Source organism: Bifidobacterium sp. W8114, assembly GCF_016101165.1.
GTDB classification, from domain to species: domain Bacteria; phylum Actinomycetota; class Actinomycetes; order Actinomycetales; family Bifidobacteriaceae; genus Bombiscardovia; species Bombiscardovia asteroides.
The window spans coordinates 117,524-143,550 of the sequence record NZ_JACFRA010000002.1 but is presented as its reverse complement, the minus strand read 5'-3'; the positions used below and the strand labels follow the sequence as shown (position 1 = coordinate 143,550).

The window sequence follows — 26,027 nt, the reverse complement described above, 5'->3', positions numbered from 1 at the left end:
CGATGCCCAGATATGACAACGAGAGAGTAATCATGACCATCACCTTCACCAACCAGTTCTGGACAGTGACCTCCGGAGACCTGACCGATCGCCGCCGGCCCCTGCAAGCCCCTCCGATGGGGGAGAGGCCCAAGGATGCCAAGCCCATCGTCATCGACCCCTGCCAACGGCATCAGCCCTGGCTCGGGGCTGGAGCCGCCATCACCGATGCCGCGGCTTCGCTGATCTGGGGCAGCCAATCCGCCCAGCAAAGGCATGCCCTGCTGGATGACATGTTCAATCCTGACAAGGGCGGCTTTTCGGTCATCCGCATCCCGCTGGGCTCCTGCGAGCCGTCTTCCCAGCCCTATTACACCTACGACGACATTCCCTATGGCGAGCATGACAAGGATCTGACCAGGTTCTCCCTGGGCGAGGGCGAGCCGGGCGCTCCGGACGCCACCAAGGACTACAAGTACATCATCCCCGTTGTCCAGGAGATTCTGTCCATCAATCCTGCGGTAAAGATCATCGCCTCGCCTTGGAGCGCCCCGGCTTGGATGAAGAACACCGGCCACCTGTGCATGGGCGGCCACCTGCGCTTCGACGAGTGGACCGGCAACGGCTATGATCCGCTTGAGGATTCCATAGAGGGCGTCTATGCCCGGTACTTCGCCCGCTACATCGACGAGATGGAAGCCATAGGCATCCCTATCTGGGCGGTCACCGTGCAGAACGAACCCTCCAACGCCGCCCCTTGGCCGGCCATGACCTGGGCCCTGGCCCAGCAGGCCGACTTCGCCCACCGATTCCTGCGTCCTGCGCTGGACCGTCGGCACCCCCAGGTGCGCATCTTCATCAACGACGACTCGGCACATTGCCTGACCGGACCGGTAGATAAGGATGTCACCGCCGAGCAGGCCCGTTCCATCAGCGGCTTGACCCTGCACACCTATGACAACGACTATCCGCAACTGGACTATGCCAACCGGGTCTATCCGCAGTGGATCTATGGCATGACCGAACGTCGCTGCATGTTGGACCAGACCCCCGAGGATGCCGCTCACATCATGTCCGGGGTCATCGGCAACTGGCTGGTCCGCCATGGCTCTTCCTTTATCACCCTGTGGAACATGGCCCTGGACGAGCGTGGGCTGCCCAACCAGATCGGTGCCGACGGCAGACGTGGTGTGGTCACCATCGATCATGGCAGCGGCAAGGTTCGCAGAAACCTGGAGTATTTCATGCTCCGCAGCTTCGGCCAGGACGTGGAACCCGGTTCGGTAGTGATTGACTCCAGCAACTACACTCCGGACGGCTGGAGCGGCTCTTTGGGCTCCGTGGCCTTCCTGGCGCCGGACGGATCCATCGCCGCCCATATCTACAACCCCACGGGCGAGCCTATCAAGGCGGCTGTCACCATCAACGGCTGGGGGGACCGCTGGCAGAGTGTGACCGTGCCAGCCTGGGGGACCGTGACCATGCACGCGACGACGGGCGAGCGGATCAATGATTCGGCCGTACCCGAGGATGAGGACTTTGCTTTGCAACTGCCTGCGTACACCGTGGATGACAAGGCTCCCGGACAGGACTAAGGACCGGAATGGCGATGTCGGGAAAGAGCCCGGCGGAAGGAGACATACGAACATGAAGGAGATTTGGACCGCAACGGCAGGGGACCTGTCCCAGCGGCGAGAACCTATAGCGACCCCGGAGGCGACAACTGGGCCCGGCGCGGCCGTCCCCATCGTCATTGATCCAACCAGACGCTATCAGTACTGGGAGGGGGCCGGCGCTGCTCTGACGGACTCCAGTGCCTACCTGTTCATGACGGCCATGGATGCTGACCAACGTCATCGGATTCTGACTGAGCTCTTCGATCCGGCTCAGGCGGGCCTATCCACCTTGAGGATCTCCATCGGGTCATGCGATTTCTCCAGCCAGCGTTACTACTCCTATGATGAGCTGCCCGAGGGCGTGATGTCGGATTCGGATATGACCTACTTCTCCATTGGGCAGGGGAAGCCGGGCTCGCCCGAGGCCACCAAGGACATGAAGTACGTGGTCCCCGTCCTTCAGGAGATCATGGCCATCAACCCGGGCGTACGGATTATGGCTTCGCCCTGGAGCGCGCCTGCCTGGATGAAGGACAGCGGTCAGCTGGAGGGTGCTGGGCGTCTACGGTTGGGGCAATACTGTGGCAACGGCTACCGCCCGCGGGATACGGTAGACGCTGCCTATGCCCGCTATTTCATCCGGTTTATCCAGGCCTACCAGGAGCTTGGCATTCCCATTGCGTCCGTCACCATGCAGAACGAGCCCTCCAACAATCCTTCCTGGCCTATGACGACCTGGACCCCCGAAGAGCTGGTGCGCTGGGGGGTGGACTACCTGCGTCCGGCACTCGATCGCAGCTTCCCTGAGGTGGAGATCTTCTTCGGCGATGACGGCCTGAGATTCTTCAGCCGTCCGGTCAGCGACTATATGACCCCTGCCGAGGCCCAGAGCTTCGCCGGGACGGCCATGCATACATATTCCGGCCTGCCCAAATGGGTCGTGAACGCCACCAGGCAGTTCCCCGGATGGCGTTCGGTCATGAGTGAGCGGCGCTGCATGCTGGACGAGCAGGTGGACGAGGCCAGCCATGTCATGTTCGGGGAGATAGGCATCGGACTTGTCCGTCAGGGCGTGGGCATGATCGACCTGTGGAATCTGGCCCTGGATGAGCGGGGTCTGCCCAGCTGGGCGAGAACCATGGGCCGGCGCGGGGTCATCACCGTCGATTCCCAAACTGGCGGAGTCAAGCGAAACCTTGAATATTTCATGCTCCGTAATTTCGGACAGGATGTGCCGGTCGGCGCTCGCAGGGTGGCCTCCACCAGCCATACCGGTGACGGTCGGACCGGTGGTCTGGGATCGGTCGCCTTCATCCGCGACGACGGCGAGCTCAGCGTTATCCTCTATAATCCGACCAAAGAACCCATCCGTGCGGCCCTGACCGTCAATGGCTGGGGCGCAAGCTGGCGACCGGTAAGCGTACCTGCTTTCGGGACGGTGTCCTGCCATATGTCAGGCTCCGATCGCCTCAACTGCAGCACGGTGCCCGAGGATGACCAATTCGTCGTCCATATGACTCCGCACCCAGCTGACGACCATTACGAGGGGGAGGACGACCAGGCCTGATCCGATGACGGCGGCCGCTGATTGACTCTGATGGTTTTCAGGAGCAAGGGCGGCCGCCGTTTTATGTCGTTCACTTCGATGCCAAAGCCCTGCCTGCAGGGAGGGCCCACTGCGCCGGCATGCCTGTGGGTCTTTCATGTGTCCTTTGTCAGTTAATTCGGCACGCAATCAATCCTATCTCTGGGTTTCATGACAGAATAGGCGGTAGTACCGAGTGAAGGCGGCTGCAGATTTGGGAGGTCGAAAACGTGAGTGACGATCGGCGACCGGGGCAGGTGTGGATAATCAAGTTCAATGGGGCGGAAGAGACCCGGCTCAAGCCTGGCGAGACCGTAGAGATCGGTCGCAAGCCTCTGCGTCCGCTGCCCGATGACGGTCGGCGTCGTCTGGAGGTGCCCGATCAGACTAAATCCATGTCCAAAAGGCATGCCATTTTCGCCGTCGATCAGGACGGTCTGGCCACCCTGCGCGACATGGGTTCCACCAACGGGTCTTATCTGATCCAGTCCGACGGATCGCTGGTCAGGCTGCCTGTGGATGCCGACTTCCCGCTGTCCAGCAGCTCAGCTCGTTTCCAATTCGGTGATGTTCCCGTCGACTTCGTGCGCATCAGCAATCCCGAAGAGGATAAGACCGATCCTTCGACCCGGGTGCCTGACCTCTTCTCATACTCCACACAGCCCCGGGGCATGGTGGAGCCTGATGCAGCTGAAATGTCGGTCGACGACATTCTGGATATGCGTGCCGGCGAGCCTACTGGCATCTTCAAGGCCGATGGGGTCCGCAACCGGGTCACTGCCCTTCACGATATGGCCCTGGGTGCTGCCAAGACAGCCGATTCTTCCCAAGAGGCCGACAGTGCTTCACGGAATCGTCCCAGGTCTGCCACAGTCGCTCGCAACTCGCAGGACAATTCGGTGCAGCCTTTCCCTGATGGAGCCGCGTCCTCGGATTCGCGAGGCTCGCAGGCCCGGTATCCTGAAGATTCCGATTCAGCCGAGCATGGCCGGGCTGATAGGGAGCCGACCGATGCCGGCTCAGCGGATGGTCAGGAATCGGACCGCCGCAGGATCTATGCCGACCAGTCGGATGACAGGGCATTCGAAGACCGCCAGGGTGACCGGCGTGGAGGTGCTTACTTCCAGGCCCAGGACGCTCGTGGCGAGGCCCGACGGCCTCTGCCATGGCAGGAGCACGAATCCGAGCAGGGTCTGCCGCTGGTCGGCACCCAGGAGGAGGAGAGCCAGCCTGTCGACCGTGACCTTTTCGCAGATGCCCGCCGTTCCCGTTCCGCTGAATCCGCTTCTGGTCAGGACCGTTACGACCAGGATGCCCGTGATGCTCATGACGAACGTGGACATCGTGATGATCGTGCGGCTTCCGGCCGCAGTGGCTATGCAAATGGCCAGACTCAGCAAGGTCGGAGGGACGAAGCGAATACGGCCCAGGAGTTCACCCCGCTGGGAGCTGTAGAGCTGGCCCGCCTGTCCAAGAAGGAATCGGATCAGGTCCGGCGTCCCCAGTCAGTGGATAATTCGGATGACGACCAGCGTTATCAGCCCGCCTTTGAGCCCGGATCCGTCTTCGAGCGGGTTTCCAAGGGTGACTATGACCGTGGCCAGGAGGCCATCGTGGTGGACGGGATGAGTTCCGATGATGCCAAACGCACCGGGGACTTCGCCCTTCAGTTCGCCATGGCCAAGCATCGGCAGCTGCTGCCTTTCCTGGCGATGAACCCGGCCCTCTATGATGATTTGTACGCCTGGTTGGAGGCTCAGGGCGACCAGGACATCGACGCGGCCCTGCGCAACAATGACGGGTATCACGAATATCTGAACGCCGTGCGGAAGTGAGTGGACGGATGAGCGAGACGGTAATGAGCACCGGGGGATCGGAAGAGGACAAACGGGCTGAAGATGCACAGGCATCAACGGCTGGCTCCTCCTCCGACCGTGCGGCTGAAGAGGTCAAGGCCCCGTTGACTCCCCTGGAGCGAATTCGGGGATGGCGCCAGGATTACCAGAACCAGGTGGGCTTGACCCCCTTGGAGAATGTGTCGCAACTGGCGGCTCAGATGGACCTGACGCATGCGCATCCTTCAGGCATTGCCCAGCTCTTCGCCAGCGGCCAGGTCCATCTGGATGCGCTCTTCCGGGACCGTGGCATGCTGCGCGCGGCCCACCGGCGCATGGAGCGGGTTCTGGACGATCAGGCCGCCAAGGAGCATGCCAGCGGTTTCGCCCAGCTCTCCATGGTGGTGGGGGTGGCTGCCTGGCAGGGGCGTGACATGCCTGTACTGCTCTATCCTGTGCGTATCGACGAGAGCACGCAGGGAGCATCCAGAGCCTCCATCAGGTTCACTGGCAAGGTGGATCTTAATCCTGCGTTGATTTCGGCCATGCGCGAGCGGGGCATCACCCTGGATCCGGACCGCCTGTTTTCCGCCTCCCACTACCAGGGCGGCACCCCCGAAACTTCTTCGCTGTTCAAGGACATGACGGCCCTGATCACGCCGCATATCAGCGACTTCACTATCGAACGAAAAATCGTTCTGGGATGCTTCATCGAGCCATCGGCCCAGCTGCTGGGCGAAAGCCTTCGGATCCTGGATCGGATGACAGCCGGGTCCACCGGCAACGACCTGCTGGATGTCTTGACTGGCGACCAGGCAGCCTCCGAGCGGCTCAAGGGCGGGCCTGTGCCCGACTACAGCCCCTTCGATGCTGACCCTCACAGCGAGTTTGAGGCCGGGGATGTGGACAACCGGGTCCGTTATGCCGCCCAGCTGGTGGCGACCGGGCACAGCGTGCTTGTGGATGAGCAGACCGGCCGTCACAGCGCCGACGATGCCTTGGCCATTGCTTCGCGCTGCGTCACTGCTGGAAGAACCGTGCTCTATGTGCCCTGCGTAGTGGAGGAGAAGCGGCGCTTCCAGCATCGTCTGGATGCTGCCGGGATGGCTGACATGGCCCTTGACCTGACTGACGATCAGCTGGGTCGGGTCCTGGATCAGCGGCTGATTGATGCGGTGGGGTTCAAACCCGGCAAGGCCAGTGAGCACTTCGACCAGGTGGCTGACGAGCTTGTGGGTGTCCGTTCCCGTCTGACCCGCTACCTGGGCGATTTGCATGGGGTGGACTCCAGCTGGGGGGTTTCGGCCTATCAGACCATTCAGAATCTGGCCAACATTGCCAATATGCCCACGCATCCCGCCACCCGCGTCCGTCTGGGCGCGGCCACGGCCCACAACTTGCAGCCCGAGCTGGATGCCTGGGCGGACAAGCTGGAGAGGGCCGCCGAGCTGGGCGAATTCGTCATCGGCCCCAAGGACACCCCTTGGTACGGCGCAACCCTGGTCAGCGAGAACGAGGCTGTGGATGCATACTCCCGCGTGGTTCGTCTTCTGCAGAGGCTTCTGCCAGATACCCGAGAGCAGGTCAAATCCACTGTAGAGACCTGCGGATTTCCCGTGCCGGCCACCGTCAAGGATTGGGGGCGGCAGGTGGTGGTCCTTAAGAATCTGCGCCGGGTCCTGGATGTCTTCCAGCCTTCCATCTTCGAACGCGACATCCCCGCCATGATTGAGGCCACCAAGTCCAAGGCCGATCGCAAGGCCAATGGCACCAATCTGGGATTCTGGGAACGTCGACGTCTGGTCAAGGAGGCCAAGAGCCTGCTCAGACCCGGCGCCCAGGTCGAAGATTTGCATGAGTCGCTGGTGGTGGTCTCCAAGCAGGCCGAGCAATGGCGGACCTTCGTCCCCCATGGCGGCTGGCCGGTCCTTCCGCCCAAGCTGGACGTCATCATTGACACTCAGGAATCCCTGATTCGTGACATGACAGCTCTGGACACCGTGCTGGACTCGACTCCGGCTGGCGGTGATTTGGAGACCATGGACTTCAACAAGGTGGAGGAGCGGCTCAAGGCCCTCTTTGACGACCATACAGCCCTGGATACCCTGCCTGAGCGATGCGCCCTGGAGGGCGAATTCAGCAAGGCGGGGCTGCAGGACCTGGTTCAGGACCTGCGCAACCGCCAGGTTGAAGGCAAGGCTGTACGGGCCGAACTGCAGCTGGCCTGGTGGACCACGGTCTTCGATGACATCATGCGCTCCTCGCAGATCATCTCCAATCAGGACGGTTCCGCCCTGTCCAATGCAGCCGACCGCTTCAGCCAGGTGGATGCCCAGCATGTGGCCAGCGTAGGGCCCATGGTTGCCCAGGAGAGCGAAAAGCGCCTGTCCGAGTTGCTCTTCTCACGCACCCAGGAGGCCAATCAGCTGCATACCATGCTGGCCGGCAGCCCCGGCGCCTCCCTTACGGTCTTCCAACAGGCTCACCCTGGCATACTGTCAGCGGCCAAGCCCATCATTATCGCGACTCCGGCCACGCTGGCGACCAGGACCAATCCGACACAGCTGGCCGATACGGTCATCATCGATGCCGGGGCCCATATGCCTTCCATCCAGGTGCTTACCGTGCTGGCTCGGGCCCGGCAGGTGGCGGTCATAGCCCACCGGCCCACCATTACCTCGGATGGCCTCTTGCAGCTGGTTGACCATCTGGTACCGGTCACCGTCAAGGCTCGTCCCTCGCGTCGTTCCATTCGGCTGGACGCCTTCCTGAAAGACCATGGCTACGGGGATCTGTCGGCACCTGTGCCCGACTGCCGGCAGCCTGGAAGAGTGACCCTGACCAGGGTGGAAGGCGCTGGCGTCCCAGTCATGGCCACCGGCCTGGTCGAGTCCAGCCAACAGGAGGTTGCTGCCGTTGTCGACATGCTTAAACGCAAGGCTGGATCCTTCTCCCTGGTGCCGAACAGCTATCTGCTGACTGTGGTCACCTTGTCGGCTACCCACCGCTCCCGGTTGGGCGCAGAACTCAAGTCGGCGGCAGCCAAGGACAGGGTCTTCGCCAAGTTCCTGCGGCATGTACGCATCGTCGGCATTGACGAGGTCTGCGGTGCTCGGGCCACGGACGTGATCCTGACTCTGGGCTTTGCCAAGACCACCCATGGCCGTCTCTTGCAGCAATTCGGCGATTTGGAGGGCGAAGGGGGCAAGGGCATGCTGTTGGATGCTCTGGTCCTGCCGGATCGGAATCTGGACATCGTCGCGGCGTTCTCCGCTGATGATCTGGAGGACGACCGCATTCACCAGCCGGGACCGCGTCTGCTCAAGGAGCTGTTGACCTGGGTTGAGCATCCCGACGCGGAACCTGCCAGGCCCGGACAGGCCGGGCAGTCCACTAATGTGCTCTTCCGGGATCTGGCCCAGCGGCTGCGGACCCGGGGGCTGGATGTAGCTCTGGATTACGGGTACGACCAGGCGCCCCGAATTCCGCTGGTGGTGGGGCTCAAGAACAAGCCCTATGCTTTGGCCGTGCTGACAGATGACGCCGAGTTCATGCACACTCAGTCCACTCGGGAACGTCACCGGTTCACCACCGAGGACCTGCAGTATCTTGGTTGGTCGGTCATGACCGTCTGGAGTGTTTCGGCCTTTGTCAACCCCGACAAGGAAGCCGACAGGATCGTCGCCATCCTTGCCGATATCTACCAACAGGCGCGTTGATGGCGGATAATCAGCTAGATCGGGGAAACCAGGCTGGTGAGTCTGCAGCCCCGCATCGGCGTCGCCATCGGCGGGTTGTTCGTCCAGGCACAGAACGGTTCGATGTTGATGGCACCGAGGAGGATCCCCAGGACCGTGTCTGTGCGCAGGATTGTCTTGATGGGGATGATCGGCGGATCCTGGGCGAGTTGCCGCCTCACTGGGGGCTCTTCCCCAATGAGCGCGGCGATTGACGGCCGGTCCTAGTCCTGGCTCTTGGGCAGTTCGGTTCCAGCCTTTTGACTGTCTGCGCTCGTTGACTGGTGAATGTCGTCGGCGATTTGACGGAGCAGCTGAAGGGTCTGGTCCTGGGGGCTGGGTGCGTTGGGCTGATCCTTGATCCCCGAGGCTGCCCGGCTCAGCTGCCGCAGCTTGTTGATGGGCATGATGATGCAGAAGTAGACGGCGATCGCGATCAAGAGGAAGTTGAGCAGGGCCGTCAGAATGGCGCCGAAGGAGATGGTGGCGTTCCGGTAGGTGATGGTCAGGAGCCCTGACAGGTCCGGTTTGCCGAAGATCATGGCGATCAGGGGGCTGATCAGATTGTTGACGATGGCGTTGACCACGCTGGTCACCGCCGAACCCATAACCACACCTACGGCCATATCCACCATGGAACCGCGGGAGATGAACTGCTTGAACTCGCCCAGGACGCCCTTGTTGCTGATTTGCGAGATTTTGTGGACTGCTTCGGCGGTATCCTTGGCCGCCACCTGATTGATTGAGGCCATTGTCCATCCTTCCGTAGCTGATGTGAGGCATAGAGAGCCCATGCCTGCTTCTTACTCCATTATCGCGGGCCCAGGATGGTTTCGGTTTTCCGACATGATTGGAGGGTGTCGGTACAGAGACTCTGTCTGGGCGGATCGCAATGACGGGTGTAGATGGATCCAGCGATAACAAAAGCAGAGCCTGACTGGCATCCAGGGCGAAGACGGCCTGGGACGATTGTCGGACTTGGTCACCCTCCCGACCTTCCAGGCCGGATCGATCTTTGGCGATGGTCTGTGCCGGCTGTAGAGCCAGTGCCTGCTCGGCTATCATGCAGCGCCCGCCGCCTGAGGTCTGCCCAGAGGCCGGTGGCAGGGAACCCGTCTGGGCATGATGCGGACCGGCACCAGCTGGGCAGTCTCCGGAAGCAAGCAGGCTCGCCTGGTCGCCGGCCTGCAGGTCTCCCGGGTCGTCGGCCAGGCGGACGGTCACCGGAGTGGTCCCGGGTGGTTGTGCCGGTCTGCTGCTGATCATGGCCGTTGTCAGCGGTTGCCCTGTATGGATGCTTATCATCAGTCGACGCCCACGTACTTGCCCAAATGAGGAGATCAGGCCAGGCAACCGTTCCCTGCCATGCAGAATCCGCGTTTCAACCATGCCAGGCTCGATGGTTGATCCGCGTGCAATAGGCCGCGCTGCGACCAGTACAGACAGGCGGCCCTGGGCCTGGAGCAGGATCTGTAGGGTGCAGAAGACCGCCAGCCCCAATGCCAGGGCGGCCCCTGTGCGCCGCAGCCGGAAAAGCCGACGTCGGCGGGTCAGGAATCCCGCGGTGGCTGAGGGCTTGTCCTTATTGCTGAAGATGGAAAAATCGACCATGCCCCCAGCCTGCCAGAATCCTGGCCGACGTATGGGTCCGCATGGTCGATGTGGTCGAATGTGCCTCTCGGTCTACTTGCTGCTTGTGGAGCTTGAAGAGGAGGAAGATGAGGCTCCGTCGGTCCGGTAGAAACCATGGCCCTTGAACTCGATGGGCACTGCGGAGAAGACCTTGCGGACCTGTTGCTGCCCGCACTTGGGGCAGATGGTGATGGGTTCGTCGCTGAAGGACTGCTCCTTGGTAAAGTCGTATCCACAGTTCTTGCAACGATAATGATAGGTGGGCACCGTTCTTTCCCTCCGCTGATGGTCGGTTCGCGCGACGATTGGTTCAACACCCAATATCCTAGTGGTGGCTTCGACCAGAAGAATCGGCACCGGGCCCCTCGTCAGTCTTGTTCATCACCATTATGGTCCGCTCCGGGCATTCGTGACAGACCTGTGGCTGTGGGCGTGAAACCTTCGGGTGTCAGGACCGCATCCACAGGAAGATCATGGTCCAGATGGGGCAGAGGGTCTTCCACGAATTCGCCGGGCCAGCAGATGCCCACCACTGGAGTCTGTTCGGCACGCAGGGCAAGGGCCCGGTCATACCAGCCGCCGCCCCGACCCAGACGAATGCCGTCATGGTCGATGGCCAGCGCCGGCACCATGATCAGATCAGCCTGATTCAAGGCCTGCGCCGGCAAGGCCGACATATCGGGTTCGTCAGGCCGCCAGCCGGGAATCCGCCTCATGCCTTCCAGATCCTGCTCTGATCGTAGGCGCCCCCAACCGACCTGGGTGCCCGTACCCAGCATGGGAATGAGCACCTGGCAGCCCCGGCCCAGCAGGAGATCCAGGCTGGAATCCATGGCTATCTCCCCCCGAATGGAGGCAAAGGCAGCCACGGTCAGGCTCTGTTCGCTTCGGAAGCGTTCGACCTTGGCAATTACCTGGTCGGCCAGCAGATCAGCCAGCTTGCGGCCCGCATCCTGGCATTGAGCCCGGTCGATACGCCGTCGGGCCTCAAGCAGTAGGCCGCGCCGATTCTGCTTATCCATATCGATGCGATCCTGCTCGTTCATGTCCTCAGTTCTACCAGCAGGGGCTCTCCTTGGTGGACGCATGTCTGCCTCGGCTGCCGTTCGGTGAGAATATGGAGTCATGTCGGTTCTGCATACCTTCCGCCAGGTCTGGCAGGGTTCCCGAGCCCGTTCGGACCATGCTCTGAATCTGCCTGATCGTCTGACTCCGCCCCCAGGCCATGGGGACTTTCTACTGAGGCCCATTCGTGAGGGTGACCAGGCAGCCTGGAACGCAGTCCGATGGAGGAATCGTGATTGGCTGGCTCCATGGGAATCAGGGGATCCCCGCCACGGGCCTGGCATGACATATGCCCAGTGGATGCAGGAGTTGGAGCGTTCCCGGCAGGACGGCACTTCAGCGGTCTTCCTGATGGAGTTTCATCAGAGCATCGTGGGGCAGATTTCCCTAGGCGCCATCCGCTACGGGTCCATGTGCACGGCGGTAGCGGGTTACTGGGTGGACCAGGATTGGATCGGCCACGGATTTGCGCCCCTGGCCCTGGCCATGTTGGCGAATTGGGCCTTCAGGGACAGGAGGGGGCCTCATCTGCACCGTCTGGAGGTGGCGATTCTGCCTGAAAACCAGCGGTCCCTGCGTGTCGTCCAAAAGCTGGGCATGGAGCCGGAAGGGCTGCGCCATAGCTACATGTACGTAAACGGACGGTGGCGGGACCATCTGACCTTTGCTTGGGTCAGCGACCAATTCGATCCCAATCTGCTGGCTCGTCTATGAATCCCTGGGTGGATATGGTCGACACGCTGGGTTTGACTTGCCGCTTGGGGCATACCGTCAACTAACGTAGTACTTATGGCTTATGGATCACTCAGCAGCATCATGGTTTTGGTGATTGCGGTGATTCTGGTGCTGGGTTGGCTGCCGTTTCGCACCATCAAGGGCATGAAGCGGGCCTCGGAGCATCGCCAGGACAGGCTTTCCACCTCCCTGCACATGGTGGGTCGGGAAGACGGGATGAGGTTCTGCGACAGGCAGTCGAGGACGGTGAAAGGGTTGGTCATGCAGCAAGGGCAGCAGGATGGCAACCGGCGGAGTCAGGCCCAGCGCATCAAGCAGATCAGACAGTTGCGTCGCGCGGCCATACGCCGTCGTCGCATTCTGGTCCTTGTCCTCCTGGTCGTCACCCTGCTGGTGGCTGGGCTCTCTTTCGCTTTGGATTATAGCCCATGGTTCACTCTGATTCCTCTGGCCCTGGTGATAGTGGTGCTTGCTGCCGGCGCACATGCTTCAGCCCAGGCTCGGGCCTGGGAGCGCAATTTGGCCCAGCGGCGTGCCCGGCAACGTCGTCAGCAGGCGGCCAGTCTGACCAGGAGCAAGACCTCCGGCAAGTCTGGGCAGACCAAGAATGAGGGCCGCACGGAAACGGCCACGGATGTGCTTGACCAGAGTGAGATTCGTCGAACGCTGGCCCAGGCCAAGGCTGATCAGCAGGCAGCCCTCAAGGCCAGGCAGCACAATTCGATCAAGCCTGCAAAGTCGACAGCCAGCAGCAAGGCTAAGGGTCCGGCCGGGTCCGTCAAGCCGCCCGAAAAGACCGCTGCGCAGACCGGGCATACGTCCAGCCGTCCGTCCGACGCCAGGAAGACCTCTGAAAGGACCCCAGCCAAACAAGCAGCCTCTGGGCCGACGGCTTCCAAACCGGCAACCACCCAGTCTTCAAAGGCCCAGAAGACCGCCTCCAAGCCTGCAGCGCCCAAGTCTTCAGTGGACAAGTCCGCGGCCTCCGAATCTGTAGCTCGGTCGACTTCGCCAGGATCGGTGTCTGTCCAATCCGCCGCCCATTCAGGCAAATCCGGATCGGTCTCTGCATCTGTTGGCAAAGAGCACTCGTCTTCATCGTCCCCGTCTAAGGCCCAGGACGACGCCACCAATGAGCTCAAGCGCATCAACCCCTCTCCGGCCTTGGACGCCTTCGGCATGGCGGCGGGCCAGGATCTGATCTCCTTCTCCCTGGGATCGGCCCGTGGCGATGAAGCGGACAAGGACGGCAAGAATAACGAAGACGAGGGTCCCCACAGCCTGGAGATCAAGTCCACACGGCAGGTCTCCGTGGCCCGGCCCCCCGAAAAGAAGCAACCGGATCAGAAGCAGGCTCAGAAGAAGGCTGATGGCCGGCCCGACGACTTTCACAAGCGGGAGATGCAGGCCCAGGTCGAGGTGCCCGATCGCAGCGAGGACTCCCTGTCCATCGGCGTGGAGGCCATTTTGGCCCGGCGTCGTCCGGCGGCCAAGTCCTGAGGACAACTCGGCAATTCATCTTTCACCACCAGCGTTAGCACTCAAGTTGGCAGAGTGCTAATTTCGCGCTACTATGACTTGTAGCGCAAAGGAATGCGTGGTGAGTGTTCGTCAGCCTCTCATCGACGTTCCGGCGTGGGTTCATTGGCTGTTCTCACAAGATGTAGGAGGTCCACAGTGTCGATTTCACTCACACCGTTGGAAGACAAGATCGTCATCAAGCAGGCTGAGGCGGAGACCAAGACCGCTTCCGGGCTGGTCATCCCTGATACCGCCAAGGAGAAGCCCCAGCAGGGCGAGGTGCTGGCGGCAGGCCCCGGCCGTCGTGACGACAAGGGCGAGCGCATCCCCATGGATGTCAAGGTGGGCGACAAGGTTCTGTACTCCAAGTACGGCGGCACCGAGGTCAACTACGGCGGCGAGGACTATCTGATTGTGTCCGCGCGCGACGTTCTGGCCATCCTCAAGTAAAGAGGCGGTGATTAGTGGCCCCTGGTCCTGTGGAAGGACCGGGGGCCACTTTCGTCTTGTCAGGACCGTGCAGCGGAACAGATACCGCAGGGACACATGGCGACCACTAGCATGGTGCCCATGTACTATCGTCATCGCGCCAGTATTGATTCCCTTCCCGGATACCGACAGGGCAGCCCGGCACCAGCCGTTCCCGGTTTGACCAGCTACAAGATCTCCAGCAACGAGAACCCGTACCCGCCCCTGCCGGGCGTGCTTCAAACCGTTTCCGAACAGGCCCTGGGCCATCTGAACCGCTATCCGGACATGCGTGGCACCCGTCTGGTGGAGCGGCTGGCCAGGCTTCACGGCGTGGATCCAGCATGCATTCAGCTGGGATGCGGGTCCACTGAGGTCATCACCCAGCTGGTTGACCTGGTGGCCGGTCACGGCGACCAGGTGGTCTACCCCTGGCGCAGTTTCGAGGCCTATCCCATCATCATCACCATGGCCGGCGCCACCGGGGTGCCCGTGCCCCTGGATAGGCGGGGGCGGCATGACATCGAGGCCATGATCGCAGCGGTCAACGAGCACACCAGATTGGTCATTGTCAACAACCCCAACAATCCGACCGCGACCAACGTCGACCGCGATCAGGCCGAACGTCTGCTTCAAGCCCTGCCTTCGGATCTACCGGTGCTCTTTGACGAGGCCTATATACAGTTCAACGATGACCCTGATCGAGCCGACGGATTGTCGTTCATGCGAGAGCATCCCAATGTGATAGTGGCACGGACCTTCTCCAAGGCCTATGGACTTGCTGGTCTGCGAATCGGATACGCTGTGGCTGCCGAACCGATCATTGCCGGCATGAACAAGGTCGCCCTGCCCTTCGGAGTCACCGATGTGGCACAGAGCGCGGCAATGGCAAGCCTGGACGCACAGGATCGTCTGGCCGAACGGGTCCAGGCACTCAAGCAGGAACGGACCAGAATCCTGGCTGGTTTGAAGGGGCAGGGGTGGAAGATCCCTGAACCTCGGGCCAACTACTACTGGCTTCCTTTGGGACCGGCCGCCGCGCGGGCTGATCGGCGTTTCCGCGACGCAGGCCTGTCGGTCAGAACCTTCCCAGGCGAGGGCATCCGCATCACTGTGGGGGAGCGGGAGGCCAACGACCGGGTCCTGGAAGTTTGCGCTGATCTGCGTCGACAGGGTTTACCGCAGGATTCCATTTCTGACTGAAGGTCGTGCACCGGCGCGAGCGTAAACCTAAATCATTGCCGTCTCCATCCTTGTATGGAATGTCACAGCAAAGGCAATTCTGCTCCTGCGAACTTGTGTCGTCTTGGATAAACCTATATATTGTGGTTGGCTGGCCAAGTCAATCCAATATATAGTGTTTACCAAGGAGCAGCAGTCACTATGTCCTCAGCAGATGTGGATCGGCACGATCCCCCGGATGGCGCCTCCAAGCTGGTGTACTTCTCCAGCGTCTCCAACAACACCCACCGCTTTGTGCAGCGGCTGGGCGTGGAGGAGCCCATCCGCATTCCTCTGTACGAGCGGCGCCAGCCCATGCCCGTTATGGATGCGCCCTACCTTCTGCTGGTGCCCACCTATGGCGGTGGGTCAGCCAAGGGAGCCGTGCCCAAGCAGGTCATCCACTTCCTGAACAATCCGGTCAACCGCGGACTGATCCGCGGAGTCGTCACCTCGGGCAACCGGAACTTCGGCAGCGCATATTGCGCGGCCGGCCCGTTGATAGCCCGCCGATGCGGCGTCCCTGAGCTCTATCGCTTTGAGCTGCTGGGCACCTCGGAGGATGTTCAGGCGGTCAGGGCCATCCTGGCCGGAATGGGAGTGCAGCTCCAACAGCAGTCGACTGATTCACGAAAGGCGGTTTTGTCATGAGCCAGCAGGAAAACACCGAAGAGAGCATCAAGTCCGAGGCCGGCGTCTATGCCGACGACGAGATGATGCGCAAGTCCATCACCCCACCCCAGTACCGGGTCACCCCTGAGGCCAGGATTCGCCCGGTCAACTGGAACAACATCACCGACGAGAAGGATCTGGAGGTCTGGAACCGCCTGGTCTCCAACTTCTGGCTGCCCGAGAAGGTGCCCCTGTCCAACGACATCCCATCCTGGAACACCCTGACCGACCACGAGCGCCAGACCACGGTCCGTGTCTTCACCGGACTGACCATGCTGGATACCACCCAGGCCACCATTGGCGAGCTGGTGCAGATCGATCACGCTCGCACCGAGCAGGAGCAGGCCATCTACACCAATATCGCTTTCATGCAGTCGGTTCATGCCCGCTCCTACTCCTCGGTCTTCTCCACCCTCTGCTCCAGCGAGGAGATCGACAAGGCCTACCGCTGGGCCGTGGCCAACGACGTCCTCCAGGAGCGCGTCCACACGGTCCTGCACGAGTATGTCAGTGAGGATCCCCTGAAGCGCAAGGTGGCCTCCACCATGCTCTCCTCGCTCATGCTCTATGCCGGCTTCTACCTGCCCCTCTACTTCTCCAGCCATGCCAAGCTGATGAACACGGCCGACATGATCCGGCTGATCCTACGCGATAAGGCCATCCATGGCTATTACTCGGGCTACAAGTATCAGCGTGGTCTGGAGGAGAGGACCAAGGCCGACCAGGCCATGCTGGAGAAGTTCACCAACGATTTGCTGGACAAGCTCTACGACCTTGAGATGGTCTACTCGGGGCAGATCTATGAGGGCTTCCCCTTCGTCGAGGACGTCTTCGCCTTCGTTCGCTACAATGCCAACAAGGCGCTGATGAACCTGGGCTATCCGGCCCGGTTCGCGGCCGACCAGACCGATGTCAGTTCGGAGATCCTGGCGGCCCTGTCGCCATCGGCCAACGAGAACCATGATTTCTTCTCGGGTTCGGGCTCCTCCTACGTCATGGGGCACTCCGAGTCCACGGACGACGACGACTGGGACTTCTAGGAGAGTTGGAACCGGTGTGATATTGGGCACATAAAACCCTATATATGCTCACCGTTTTCAATATCGATAGCACATATAGTAGTTCAGGCTCGCGCTGGGCGGGTTCTGATCGGTCCGTCTTCAGGACGGGCATCACCGTCAAGACAGGCTCTGGATGGCCTGATCAGGAGGAAGCATGGAGCAACAGCAGACCGCCGGAACTGATTCGGAGCTCAGCGCTCCCGAGTTCGCCGCCCAGGGTCAGCGCCTGGGGGCCGTGGTCTACTTCTCGTCGGCCTCGCGCAACACCGCCCGGTTCATCGCCAACTGCCATTTGGATGACGAGGGGATTGACGTCTTCCGCATCCCTCTGAGGCCCAAGGATCCGCCCCTCAACATTCGACAGCCCTACATTCTGATCGTCCCCACCTATGGTGGAGGATCGGCCAAGAAGGCTGTCATGCCGCAGATCAAGCGCTTCCTGAACGATCCGGCCAATCGGGCCGGCATCCGCGGGGTCATCGCCTCGGGCAACACCAACTTTGGGGAGGCCTTCTGCATGGCGGGGGACATCATCTCCCGCAAGTGCAATGTGCCCTTCCTCTATTATTTCGAGCTCATGGGCACCAAGGAGGACCAGGAGAAGGTCCGCCGCGGGGTTGTGGATTTCTTCCGCAACCACCCCGAGTCCTGAGCCAATTTCATTACACACATCATCACCGCAATACTCATGAAAGGACACCCGATGGGAGCAAACGAGGACACGTCCCTGGCCCTGGACAGGACCGCATCCGAGGATGAGGAGACCTTCGATCCGGCTCACGACTACCATGCCCTGAATGCCATGCTGAACCTGTATGACAAGGACGGCAGGATTCAGTTCGACAAGGACCGCGAGGCCGAGCGCCAGTACATGGACCGGCACGTGGGGCCCAACACCATGGCCTTCCCCTCCACCGCCGAGAGGATCACCTACCTCCTGGATCACGAGTACTACGACCGGAAGGTCTTCGAGCGCTACACACCTGAGTTCCTGGACAGGATCTATCAGCATGCGGCCGAGAGCGGCTTCGAATTCGAGACCTTCCTGGGCGCCTTCAAGTTCTACACCTCCTATGCGCTGAAGACCTTCGACGGCAAGCGCTACCTGGAGGACTTCCCCCAGCGCTGTGTGGCCGTGGCCCTGGAGCTGGCCGACGGGGATGAGCAGGCCGCCATGAAGTACACGGACGAGATCATCTCCGGACGCTTCCAGCCGGCCACCCCCACCTTTCTGAACCTGGGCAAGGCTCAGCGCGGCGAACCGGTCTCCTGCTTCCTGGTGCGCATCGAAGACAACATGGAGTCCATCTCCCGCGGCGTCAACGCTGCCCTGCAGCTGTCCAAGAGGGGCGGCGGCGTGGCCCTGCTGCTGAGCAACCTGCGCGAGATGGGCGCGCCCATCAAGCACATCGAGAACCAGTCCAGTGGCGTGGTCCCGGTCATGAAGCTCCTGGAGGATTCCTTCTCCTACGCCAACCAGCTGGGTGCCCGCCAGGGTGCGGGCGCCGTCTACCTGTCGGCCCACCACCCTGACATCATGCGCTTCCTGGACACCAAGCGGGAGAACGCGGATGAGAAGATCCGCATCAAGTCCCTGGCCCTGGGCGTGGTCATCCCCGACATCACCTTCGAGCTGGCCAAGCGCAAGGAGCCCATGGCCCTCTTTTCGCCCTACGACGTGGAGCGGGTCTATGGCAAGCCCTTCGCCGACATCTCCATCACCGAGCACTATGAGGAGATGGTCAAGGACAAGCGGATCCACAAGAAGTACATCGACGCCCGCGACTTCTTCATGACCCTGGCCGAGATCCAGTTCGAGTCCGGCTACCCTTACATCCTCTTCGAGGACACGGTCAACAAGGCTAACCCCATCGACGGCCGGATCACCATGTCCAACCTCTGTTCGGAGATCCTGCAGGTCCAGGAGCCCAGCACCTACTCCGAGAACCTGGACTATGAGCATATCGGTCGGGACATCTCATGCAACCTGGGATCCCTCAACATCGCCAAGGCCATGGACGGCGGCCTGGCCGACACGGTCGAAACCTCGGTCCGCGCCCTGACCTCCGTCTCTGACCACACCGACATCGAGGCCGTCCCCTCCATCAAGCGGGGCAACGACGAGGGCCACGCCATCGGCCTGGGTCAGATGAACCTCCATGGATTCCTGGCCCGCGAGGGCATTCACTACGGATCCGAGGAGGGGCTGGACTTCACCGACATGTATTTCATGACCGTGGCCTACCACGCCTACAGGGCCTCCCATGCACTGGCCGTGGAGCGGGGGAAGGCCTTCGCCTCCTTTGCCAAGTCCGACTATGCCAAGCCGGCAGGGCAGGGGAACTACTTCGACAAGTACACCGAGGGCAGCCGTTCCCTGGAGCCCAGGACCCAGCGGATCAAGGACCTCTTCGACCAGTACAAGGTCCACATTCCCACGGTGGAGGACTGGAAGGAACTCCAGGCGGCCATCCTCAAGGACGGCATCTACAACCAGAACCTCCAGGCCGTCCCGCCGACCGGGTCCATCTCCTACATCAACCACTCCACCAGCTCCATCCACCCGATCGCCTCCAAAATCGAGATCCGCAAGGAGGGCAAGATCGGGCGCGTCTACTACCCGGCTCCCTACATGACCAACGAGAACCTGGACTACTTCGAGGACGCCTACGAGATCGGCTGGAAGAAGATTGTGGACACCTATGCCGAGGCCACCCAGCATGTGGATCAGGGACTCTCTCTGACCCTCTTCTTCCCCGACACGGCCACCACCCGCGATCTGAACAAGGCTCAGATCTATGCCTGGCGCAAGGGAATCAAGACCCTCTACTACATCAGGATCCGCCAGCAGGCACTGGAGGGCACCGAGGTCGAGGGCTGCGTCAGCTGCATGCTCTGAGACACGTGTCCTAAGGCATATGCAATCCCTGGTCGGTGCCGTCTTCGGGGGCGGCGCCGGCCCTTTGGTATCCACGTCCACAGGCCGGGTCCGCCCATGCGGTAGACTGGCGGTCCGGTCATGATTCGCATCGCAGTGTCGAACACCTATCCAACAAGGAGCAATCAACCATGGTCCCACCCATTTCCATTCCCCGGCAGCCGCTGAAGCTGATCGACCGGGTCTCCGCCATCAACTGGAACCGTCTGGAGGACGAGAAGGACCTGGAGGTCTGGGACCGTCTGACCGGTAACTTCTGGCTGCCCGAGAAGGTTCCCGTCAGCAACGATCTGCCCTCCTGGCAGGCCATGAGCGAGGAGGAGCACACCCTGACCATGCGGGTCTTCACCGGTCTGACCCTTCTGGACACCATCCAGGGGACCGTGGGCGCCGTCAGCCTGATCCCGGATGCGCTGACCCCCCATGAGGAGGCGGTCTACACCAATATCGCCTTCATGGAGTCGGTCCACGCCAAGTCCTACTCCTCCATCTTCTCCACCCTGGCCTCCACGCCTCAGATCGACGCCGCCTTTGAGTGGAGCGAGCATAACGAGTTCCTCCAGCGCAAGGCCCAGATCGTCCTGGACTACTATGAGGGCGACAACCCCCTGAAGCGCAAGGTGGCCTCCACCCTGCTGGAGTCCTTCCTTTTCTACTCGGGCTTCTATCTGCCCATGTACTTCTCCAGCCATGCCAAGCTGACCAACACAGCCGACCTGATCCGCCTGATCATCCGGGACGAGGCCGTGCACGGCTACTACATCGGCTATAAGTACCAGAAGGGGTTGGCCAAGGTCTCCGACTCCGAGCGTCAGGCCATGAGCGACTACACCTACGAGCTCCTGGGAGACCTGTACGACAACGAGGTGGAATACACCGAGAGCCTGTACTCCGGGGTGGGCCTGGTTGAGGATGTCACCAAGTTCCTGCGTTACAACGGCAACAAGGCGCTGATGAACCTGGGTTATCCGGCCCTCTTCCCTTCGGACAGCACCGACGTGAATCCCGCAATCATCGCCTCGCTGAGCCCCAATGCCGACGAGAACCACGACTTCTTCTCCGGCTCAGGCTCCTCCTATGTCATGGGAAAGGCCGTGGAGACGGACGACGACGACTGGGATTTCTGAACTGCCCGTTCCGTTCCGACGCGGAAGACACGACGTTGGAGCGGGACTTGCGGAAAATGGAAAAACATGTCATTATAGGCAAGTTGCCGTACGGAGCTCCGGTTCTAGTGCGGCATGGCGGATTTCCCAAGCGGTCAAAGGGAGCTGACTGTAAATCAGCCGCGTAATGCTTCAGAGGTTCGAATCCTCTATCCGCCACGCCTCGGTAGCTCAGTGGCAGAGCACTTCCTTGGTAAGGAAGAGGTCGTGAGTCCGATTCTCACCCGAGGCTCTCTGGCGGGGTAGCTCAGCTGGCTAGAGCGTACGACTCATAATCGTAAGGTCAAGAGTTCGAGTCTCTTCCTCGCTACTGTGGCCGACATACGTCGGTCGTGCAACGACTATAGAGGTGAACCATGGCAAAAGCCGCAGATATCCGTCCTGGCATTACGCTGGCGTGCACCGTGTGCAAGGAGCGTAATTACATTACGACCAAGAACCGTCGTAACACTCCTGACCGTCTGGAGCTCAAGAAGTTCTGCCCCCGTTGCGGCAAGCATACCCTGCACCGGGAGACCCGCTGATTTCTTCCCGTCTTTTGGCTTCATCGGAACCCGACCGTTCGGCCGGGTTCTTTTTTATTCAAAGATTGCTCCGGTAGGCGATCGCGAATGCCTGATCCAGGTCGGCGATCAGATCGCCCGGGTTCTCCAGCCCTACGGAGATTCGAATCAGATCGTCGCCTACCCCTGCGCTGAGGCGGTAGGGGCCTGGAACCTCCCTGTGGGTGATTCTGGCCGGATCCACGATCAGGGTGCGGCAGTCGCCGATGTTGGGCATATAGCTCATGAGACGCACCGAGTCCACGATGCGCTTGACCTGCTCGTAGCCTCCCTGGACCTTGAAGGAGAGGATCGTGCCGACTCCCTTGGGCAGCAGGGTCGAGGCCAGGCGGTCCTGCTGGTCTGCATCGCCCTGGTGCCGACCCTCGGGAATGCCCGAATAGTTTACCTGTTCCACCTGGGGGATGGTCAGCAGGTGGCGGGCCAGGGTTGCTGCGGTCTTCACCTCGGTGCCGACCCGCTGGGCCAGGGTCTCAAGGCCGGTCAGCTGCAGGTAGGCTGTAAAGGGGCTCATGACCGCCCCGAAGGTATGCAGGTACTTGGTATGGACCCTGTGAAGGAAGGCCATCCTGCCGAAGGCATCCAGAAAGCTGATCATGGATCCGTGCCGCTCGTCGCTGATGATCAGTTCGGGCTGGCTCATTTGCGGGAAGCGGCCGTTGCCCCAATCAAACCGTCCGGCATCCACGATGACCCCGCCCAGGGCGTTGCCGTGGCCGCTGATCCCCTTGGTGGTCGAATGGACGACGATGTCGGCACCGAAGTCGATCGGGTTGAGCAGGTATGGCGTGGGCACCGTATTGTCGATGATCAGTGCCAGCCCATGCCGGTGGGCCAGATCGGCCAGACCGGGGATGTCGGCGATTGCTGTGGACGGGTTGGCCACGGATTCGGCGAAAATGGCCCTGGTGTTGTCCTGGATCAGGGACTCCACCGCGTCAAGGTCGTTGATGTCATCCACAAAATCCGTTTCAATGCCGAAGTTTGGAAAGAAGGTCTTCATGGCATCCACCGAGGTTCCATAAAGATCGACAGGAGAGATCAGCCGTCCGCCACCTTCGGCTGCACACATGAGGGCTGACGACACGGCTGCCATCCCTGAGGCCATGGCCACGGCCCCCTTGCCACCCTCCAGGCTTGCCAGGCGGTCCTCCAGGACCTTGACCGTGGGGTTGGCCAGGCGGGAGTATGAGAATCCTTGAATTTCGCCGGCGGCCAGGGCGTCTCCCCGGTCTGCGGTGACCATGTCAAAGGCTGCCGACTGGTAAATGGGGACGCTGGCCGCGCCTGGACCCAGGCCTTGACAGTCATAGCCCTCATGGACGGCTTTTGTTGCGAATCCTTCGCTCATGTGGTGTGTTCCTCTGCTTGTGGTCTAGACGCTCGCGTGCTTCAGGGATCATCAAACCCGTTTTTAGATACTTCGACAACAGTGCCTTTATAGGCATTCCTTATAGGAGGTTATTCAGCCTCAGCCGTCCTTATGGGTAAGCATCGGTTGACAGGGGGTAAAACCAGAGAGCCGACCAATGTGTGTCCATATTTTGCTTTTGTCTGCCATGCGCAGGCCAAGGACATACGGCGTGCCTGCCTTAATTCACCTGATTGAGCCAATGGATTGAGAAAGCGAATCAGGGCAACAGATCCGATGACAGGCGGAGAAGCGGGGCTCCGGGCCAACCCAGTCACCTGCGATGATACAGTGAAAGACATGCCAGAAGCAGTCACTGTCAACACCTCAACCCCGACCTTTGCCGATATCACCACTGTGGGTGTGGGCGGGAGCATGGCCGCTTTCGTTCAGCCCCGAAGCCGTGTGGGCATGATCGAGGCTGTGGAGGGTGCGGATTCCAAGGGGCTGCCCCTCTGCTTGATCGGTGGGGGTTCCAACCTGCTTGCCTCAGACCAGGACTTTCCTGGCGTGGTTGTCCGTGATACCCGTCAGGACATCAGCGTTCCCGACGAGGTGGCCCCGCCTGAGGGCGGCCTTCCCATCGTTCATATCAACGCCACGGCCGGGACCGACTGGGATGACCTGGTCTCCTACTGCGTGCGCATGCACCTGATCGGGGTGGAGGGTCTATCCGGCATCCCAGGTACTGTCGGGGCTTCGGTGGTCCAGAACATCGGCGCCTACGGCCAGGAGGTCGGACGTCTGGTCGACTCGGTTGAGGTCTGGGATCGCCAGGACAAAGTCACCGCTTATCTGCAGGCCTCGGATTTGGATTTCGGATACAGGACCTCCCTGCTCAAGCAGACCATGTACCAGGCGCCGGCTGTTCCCGACGCACGGTTCTTCCCCACCCCGCGCTACGTGGTTCTTTCGGTCACCCTGGTCCTGCGACACGGATCGGAAGCCCGTGTGGGTTCGGTCCAGCTGGCCAAGGCCCTGGGCGTGGAGCCCGGAGCAATCCTTCCGCTGGAGCGGATTCGGCAGGCGGTCCTGACCGTCAGAGCCGGCAAGGGGATGCTGGAGGATCCTTACAGGTACCTGACCGAGTGGATGGAATCATGCCGTCGAACCTCCGACCTGGAAGAGGCTCTGGAGGCGGTCCAGGATGACCTTCACGGCCCCAGGGGCGAACGGGCGCTGCTTGACCGCCACAGCTGCGGGAGTTTCTTCACCAATCCGATCATCAGTCGTGAGACCGCGGATGCCCTCCCGGCGGATGCCCCTCGTTACCCTGTCGGAGACTCGGCCTTGGTCAAGACCTCAGCAGCCTGGCTGATCGATCGTTCAGGTTTCCACAAGGGATTCGCCTTGGAGCAGGGGTCGGCTGCCGCCCTGTCCGACGTGCACACACTGGCCTTGACCAACCGGGGAGGTGCCGGCTCAGACGACATGGTGGCACTGGCCCGTGCCATCCAGAAAGGCGTGGATTCCACCTTCGGCATCCACCTGATTCCCGAACCTGTCACCCCGGGTATTGATTTGGCCTGGTAGCCCCTGCTTCACACCCCGTTTCTTCCGACCCTCAGATCGACGCAAGGATCTGAGGGTCTTTTTAAAAAAACGAGCGTCCACCAAAAATGCCGGGATAAGCAACAGCTGGCAACATATTCCTCCGCCACCGCTCCATCACATAGCTTGAAAACATCAATGGACGAATCGGACCGTCACCTGCGTTGTCGCTGGTTGAGACAGACCTGTCGGATCCATCGGTCCTGGTCATGGAAGGAATGGTATGGCGGTTTCCCACGACATAACGGTCAGCGGCGTCCGTCCCGGCAAGGTCCTCCTGGTCGGCGAGGGTATGGGACTCTTCGCTGCAGGCGAGGAGGGGCCCTGTAGCGAGGTAGGATCTTTCAGCGCCTCGGTGGCAGGTGCGGAGCTCAACGTGGCCATTGGCCTGGAACGATTGGGCCAGCATCCGGTCTATATGACTCGCATAGGCCAGGATCCGATAGGCGAACGGATTCTGTACTTCATGCGGCAGAACGACCTGGACACCTCCTTGGTCGGCAAGGATGCCACTCGTTCCACTGGCTTTATGATGAAGTCCAAGGTAGAGCAGGGAGACCCCAAGACTTATTACTTTCGAAAGGGATCGGCGGCTTCGGCCTTGGGTCCGGCCGATGTCAAGGCCATCGACTGCAGCGGAATCTCGCTGATGCATATGACGGGAATCCTTCCGGCGCTTTCGGAAAGTGCCCTGGAAGCCAGCAAAGCGCTGGTTGAGCTGTCACGGGCCAATCAGATTTTCGTTTCCTTTGATCCCAACGAACGTCCGGCTCTCTGGAAGAGCGACAAGCAAATGAAGCAGACGCTCCTGTCCTTGAGCGCCAAGGCTGATCTGGTCCTTCCAGGCATTTCCGAGGGCAGACATCTGTTCGGGCTGGACAATGTCCGCGATATCGGTCAGGCCTTCATTGACAATGGCGCCCGTTATGCGGTGGTCAAGGACGGGCCCGATGGAGCCTACGCGACGGACGGTCACGATGGTGTCTACGTTCCTGGTTTCAAGGTTGATGCGGTGGTGGACACAGTCGGTGCCGGCGACGGTTTCGCAGCCGGTGTCTTGTCGGCCCTGCTTGAAGGCCGACGCATGTCCGAAGCGTTGGAGCGCGGGTGTGCCGTTGGCGCCATGCAGACCCAGGTGGTATCCGACAACGAAGGCTTGCCCGACAAGGCCCGGTTAAATGACTTTATTGTCGGGCACCAGCGGGCGACGGTCAGGCAGGTTGGCTGAGCCGGTTTATCCGGGCGACGATCAGAAGCCCTCCATGGACAGG

Annotated in this window: 21 protein-coding genes, 3 tRNA genes and 1 pseudogene; 20 read left to right on the top strand and 5 right to left on the bottom strand. The window is 61.0% G+C overall.

Translation table 11 applies throughout. The annotated features are described in order from the left end of the window. Positions 1 to 32 precede the first annotated feature (32 nt). The 5 genes from H3T89_RS03445 to H3T89_RS03425 all read left to right on the top strand — a co-directional run bounded on the left by H3T89_RS03445 (position 33) and on the right by H3T89_RS03425 (position 8,967). The gene (locus H3T89_RS03445) at positions 33 to 1,574 is read left to right on the top strand and encodes a glycoside hydrolase family 30 protein (RefSeq protein ID WP_198216253.1); all 1,542 of its coding nucleotides are present in this window, start codon (positions 33 to 35) and stop codon (positions 1,572 to 1,574) included. A 52-nt stretch (positions 1,575 to 1,626) separates the two neighbouring features. Continuing rightward, positions 1,627 to 3,162, top strand: coding sequence for a glycoside hydrolase family 30 protein (locus H3T89_RS03440; RefSeq protein WP_198216252.1), 1,536 nt, complete (start codon positions 1,627 to 1,629; stop codon positions 3,160 to 3,162). A 248-nt stretch (positions 3,163 to 3,410) separates the two neighbouring features. After that, positions 3,411 to 5,015 (top strand): variant leucine-rich repeat-containing protein, encoded by a 1,605-nt coding sequence (locus H3T89_RS03435; protein ID WP_198216251.1) that lies wholly within the window; start codon positions 3,411 to 3,413, stop codon positions 5,013 to 5,015. Positions 5,016 to 5,023: 8 nt separating this feature from the next. Continuing rightward, the gene (locus H3T89_RS03430) at positions 5,024 to 8,734 is read left to right on the top strand and encodes a helicase (protein WP_232348433.1); all 3,711 of its coding nucleotides are present in this window, start codon (positions 5,024 to 5,026) and stop codon (positions 8,732 to 8,734) included. After that, entirely contained in the window at positions 8,734 to 8,967 is a 234-nt protein-coding gene (locus H3T89_RS03425) for a hypothetical protein (protein ID WP_198216250.1), read from the top strand. The genes H3T89_RS03430 and H3T89_RS03425 overlap by 1 nt, the downstream gene beginning before the upstream one ends. A gap of 9 nt (positions 8,968 to 8,976) precedes the next feature. Here the strand turns inward: H3T89_RS03425 and mscL are convergent, their stop codons facing one another. The 4 genes and pseudogenes from mscL to H3T89_RS03405 all read right to left on the bottom strand — a co-directional run bounded on the left by mscL (position 8,977) and on the right by H3T89_RS03405 (position 11,430). Then, complete coding sequence (gene mscL / locus H3T89_RS03420) at positions 8,977 to 9,504, bottom strand: large conductance mechanosensitive channel protein MscL (protein ID WP_015022398.1); 528 nt, start codon at positions 9,502 to 9,504, stop codon at positions 8,977 to 8,979. Between the two features lie 520 nt (positions 9,505 to 10,024). Continuing rightward, positions 10,025 to 10,363, bottom strand: a pseudogene (locus H3T89_RS09180) (SAF domain-containing protein); the annotation flags it as partial. A 72-nt stretch (positions 10,364 to 10,435) separates the two neighbouring features. After that, positions 10,436 to 10,651, bottom strand: a complete 216-nt coding sequence (locus H3T89_RS03410; RefSeq protein ID WP_015022397.1) for an FmdB family zinc ribbon protein — start codon at positions 10,649 to 10,651, stop codon at positions 10,436 to 10,438. Positions 10,652 to 10,752: 101 nt separating this feature from the next. Continuing rightward, complete coding sequence (locus H3T89_RS03405; protein WP_157930024.1) at positions 10,753 to 11,430, bottom strand: 5-formyltetrahydrofolate cyclo-ligase; 678 nt, start codon at positions 11,428 to 11,430, stop codon at positions 10,753 to 10,755. 79 nt (positions 11,431 to 11,509) lie between these two features. Here H3T89_RS03405 and H3T89_RS03400 point away from each other — a divergent pair, with 79 nt between their 5' ends. From H3T89_RS03400 to rpmG, 13 genes are all read left to right on the top strand, one after another. After that, positions 11,510 to 12,163: a GNAT family N-acetyltransferase gene (locus tag H3T89_RS03400; protein WP_110417630.1), complete on the top strand. Its 654-nt coding sequence runs from the start codon at positions 11,510 to 11,512 to the stop codon at positions 12,161 to 12,163. Positions 12,164 to 12,265: 102 nt separating this feature from the next. Next, the gene (locus tag H3T89_RS03395; RefSeq protein ID WP_198216249.1) at positions 12,266 to 13,684 is read left to right on the top strand and encodes a hypothetical protein; all 1,419 of its coding nucleotides are present in this window, start codon (positions 12,266 to 12,268) and stop codon (positions 13,682 to 13,684) included. Between the two features lie 177 nt (positions 13,685 to 13,861). Further along, positions 13,862 to 14,155, top strand: a complete 294-nt coding sequence (gene groES, locus H3T89_RS03390) for a co-chaperone GroES (RefSeq protein WP_015022393.1) — start codon at positions 13,862 to 13,864, stop codon at positions 14,153 to 14,155. Positions 14,156 to 14,275: 120 nt separating this feature from the next. Further along, positions 14,276 to 15,376 (top strand): histidinol-phosphate transaminase, encoded by a 1,101-nt coding sequence (locus H3T89_RS03385; protein WP_198216361.1) that lies wholly within the window; start codon positions 14,276 to 14,278, stop codon positions 15,374 to 15,376. Positions 15,377 to 15,556: 180 nt separating this feature from the next. After that, entirely contained in the window at positions 15,557 to 16,045 is a 489-nt protein-coding gene (nrdI, locus tag H3T89_RS03380) for a class Ib ribonucleoside-diphosphate reductase assembly flavoprotein NrdI (RefSeq protein WP_015022391.1), read from the top strand. Between the two features lie 65 nt (positions 16,046 to 16,110). Then, on the top strand, positions 16,111 to 17,106 hold the full coding sequence (gene nrdF, locus H3T89_RS03375) for a class 1b ribonucleoside-diphosphate reductase subunit beta (protein ID WP_044091112.1): 996 nt from the start codon (positions 16,111 to 16,113) through the stop codon (positions 17,104 to 17,106). Positions 17,107 to 17,281: 175 nt separating this feature from the next. After that, positions 17,282 to 17,779, top strand: a complete 498-nt coding sequence (gene nrdI / locus H3T89_RS03370; RefSeq protein ID WP_015022389.1) for a class Ib ribonucleoside-diphosphate reductase assembly flavoprotein NrdI — start codon at positions 17,282 to 17,284, stop codon at positions 17,777 to 17,779. Between the two features lie 51 nt (positions 17,780 to 17,830). Beyond that, positions 17,831 to 20,026: a class 1b ribonucleoside-diphosphate reductase subunit alpha gene (gene nrdE, locus H3T89_RS03365; RefSeq protein ID WP_198216248.1), complete on the top strand. Its 2,196-nt coding sequence runs from the start codon at positions 17,831 to 17,833 to the stop codon at positions 20,024 to 20,026. A 170-nt stretch (positions 20,027 to 20,196) separates the two neighbouring features. Then, on the top strand, positions 20,197 to 21,192 hold the full coding sequence (gene nrdF, locus H3T89_RS03360; RefSeq protein ID WP_015022387.1) for a class 1b ribonucleoside-diphosphate reductase subunit beta: 996 nt from the start codon (positions 20,197 to 20,199) through the stop codon (positions 21,190 to 21,192). A gap of 116 nt (positions 21,193 to 21,308) precedes the next feature. After that, positions 21,309 to 21,390, top strand: a tRNA-Tyr gene (locus H3T89_RS03355). A gap of 1 nt (position 21,391) precedes the next feature. Further along, positions 21,392 to 21,463: transfer RNA gene (locus tag H3T89_RS03350), tRNA-Thr, on the top strand. Between the two features lie 4 nt (positions 21,464 to 21,467). Beyond that, positions 21,468 to 21,541: transfer RNA gene (locus H3T89_RS03345), tRNA-Met, on the top strand. Between the two features lie 46 nt (positions 21,542 to 21,587). Further along, positions 21,588 to 21,755, top strand: coding sequence for a 50S ribosomal protein L33 (rpmG, locus tag H3T89_RS03340; RefSeq protein ID WP_015022386.1), 168 nt, complete (start codon positions 21,588 to 21,590; stop codon positions 21,753 to 21,755). Positions 21,756 to 21,813: 58 nt separating this feature from the next. Here the strand turns inward: rpmG and H3T89_RS03335 are convergent, their stop codons facing one another. Further along, the gene (locus H3T89_RS03335; RefSeq protein WP_198216247.1) at positions 21,814 to 23,145 is read right to left on the bottom strand and encodes an O-acetylhomoserine aminocarboxypropyltransferase/cysteine synthase family protein; all 1,332 of its coding nucleotides are present in this window, start codon (positions 23,143 to 23,145) and stop codon (positions 21,814 to 21,816) included. Positions 23,146 to 23,505: 360 nt separating this feature from the next. Here H3T89_RS03335 and H3T89_RS03330 point away from each other — a divergent pair, with 360 nt between their 5' ends. Both H3T89_RS03330 and H3T89_RS03325 read left to right on the top strand, forming a co-directional pair. Continuing rightward, positions 23,506 to 24,738 (top strand): FAD-binding protein, encoded by a 1,233-nt coding sequence (locus tag H3T89_RS03330; RefSeq protein ID WP_198216246.1) that lies wholly within the window; start codon positions 23,506 to 23,508, stop codon positions 24,736 to 24,738. Positions 24,739 to 24,979: 241 nt separating this feature from the next. After that, positions 24,980 to 25,984, top strand: coding sequence for a sugar kinase (locus tag H3T89_RS03325; protein ID WP_198216245.1), 1,005 nt, complete (start codon positions 24,980 to 24,982; stop codon positions 25,982 to 25,984). Positions 25,985 to 26,027 lie beyond the last annotated feature (43 nt).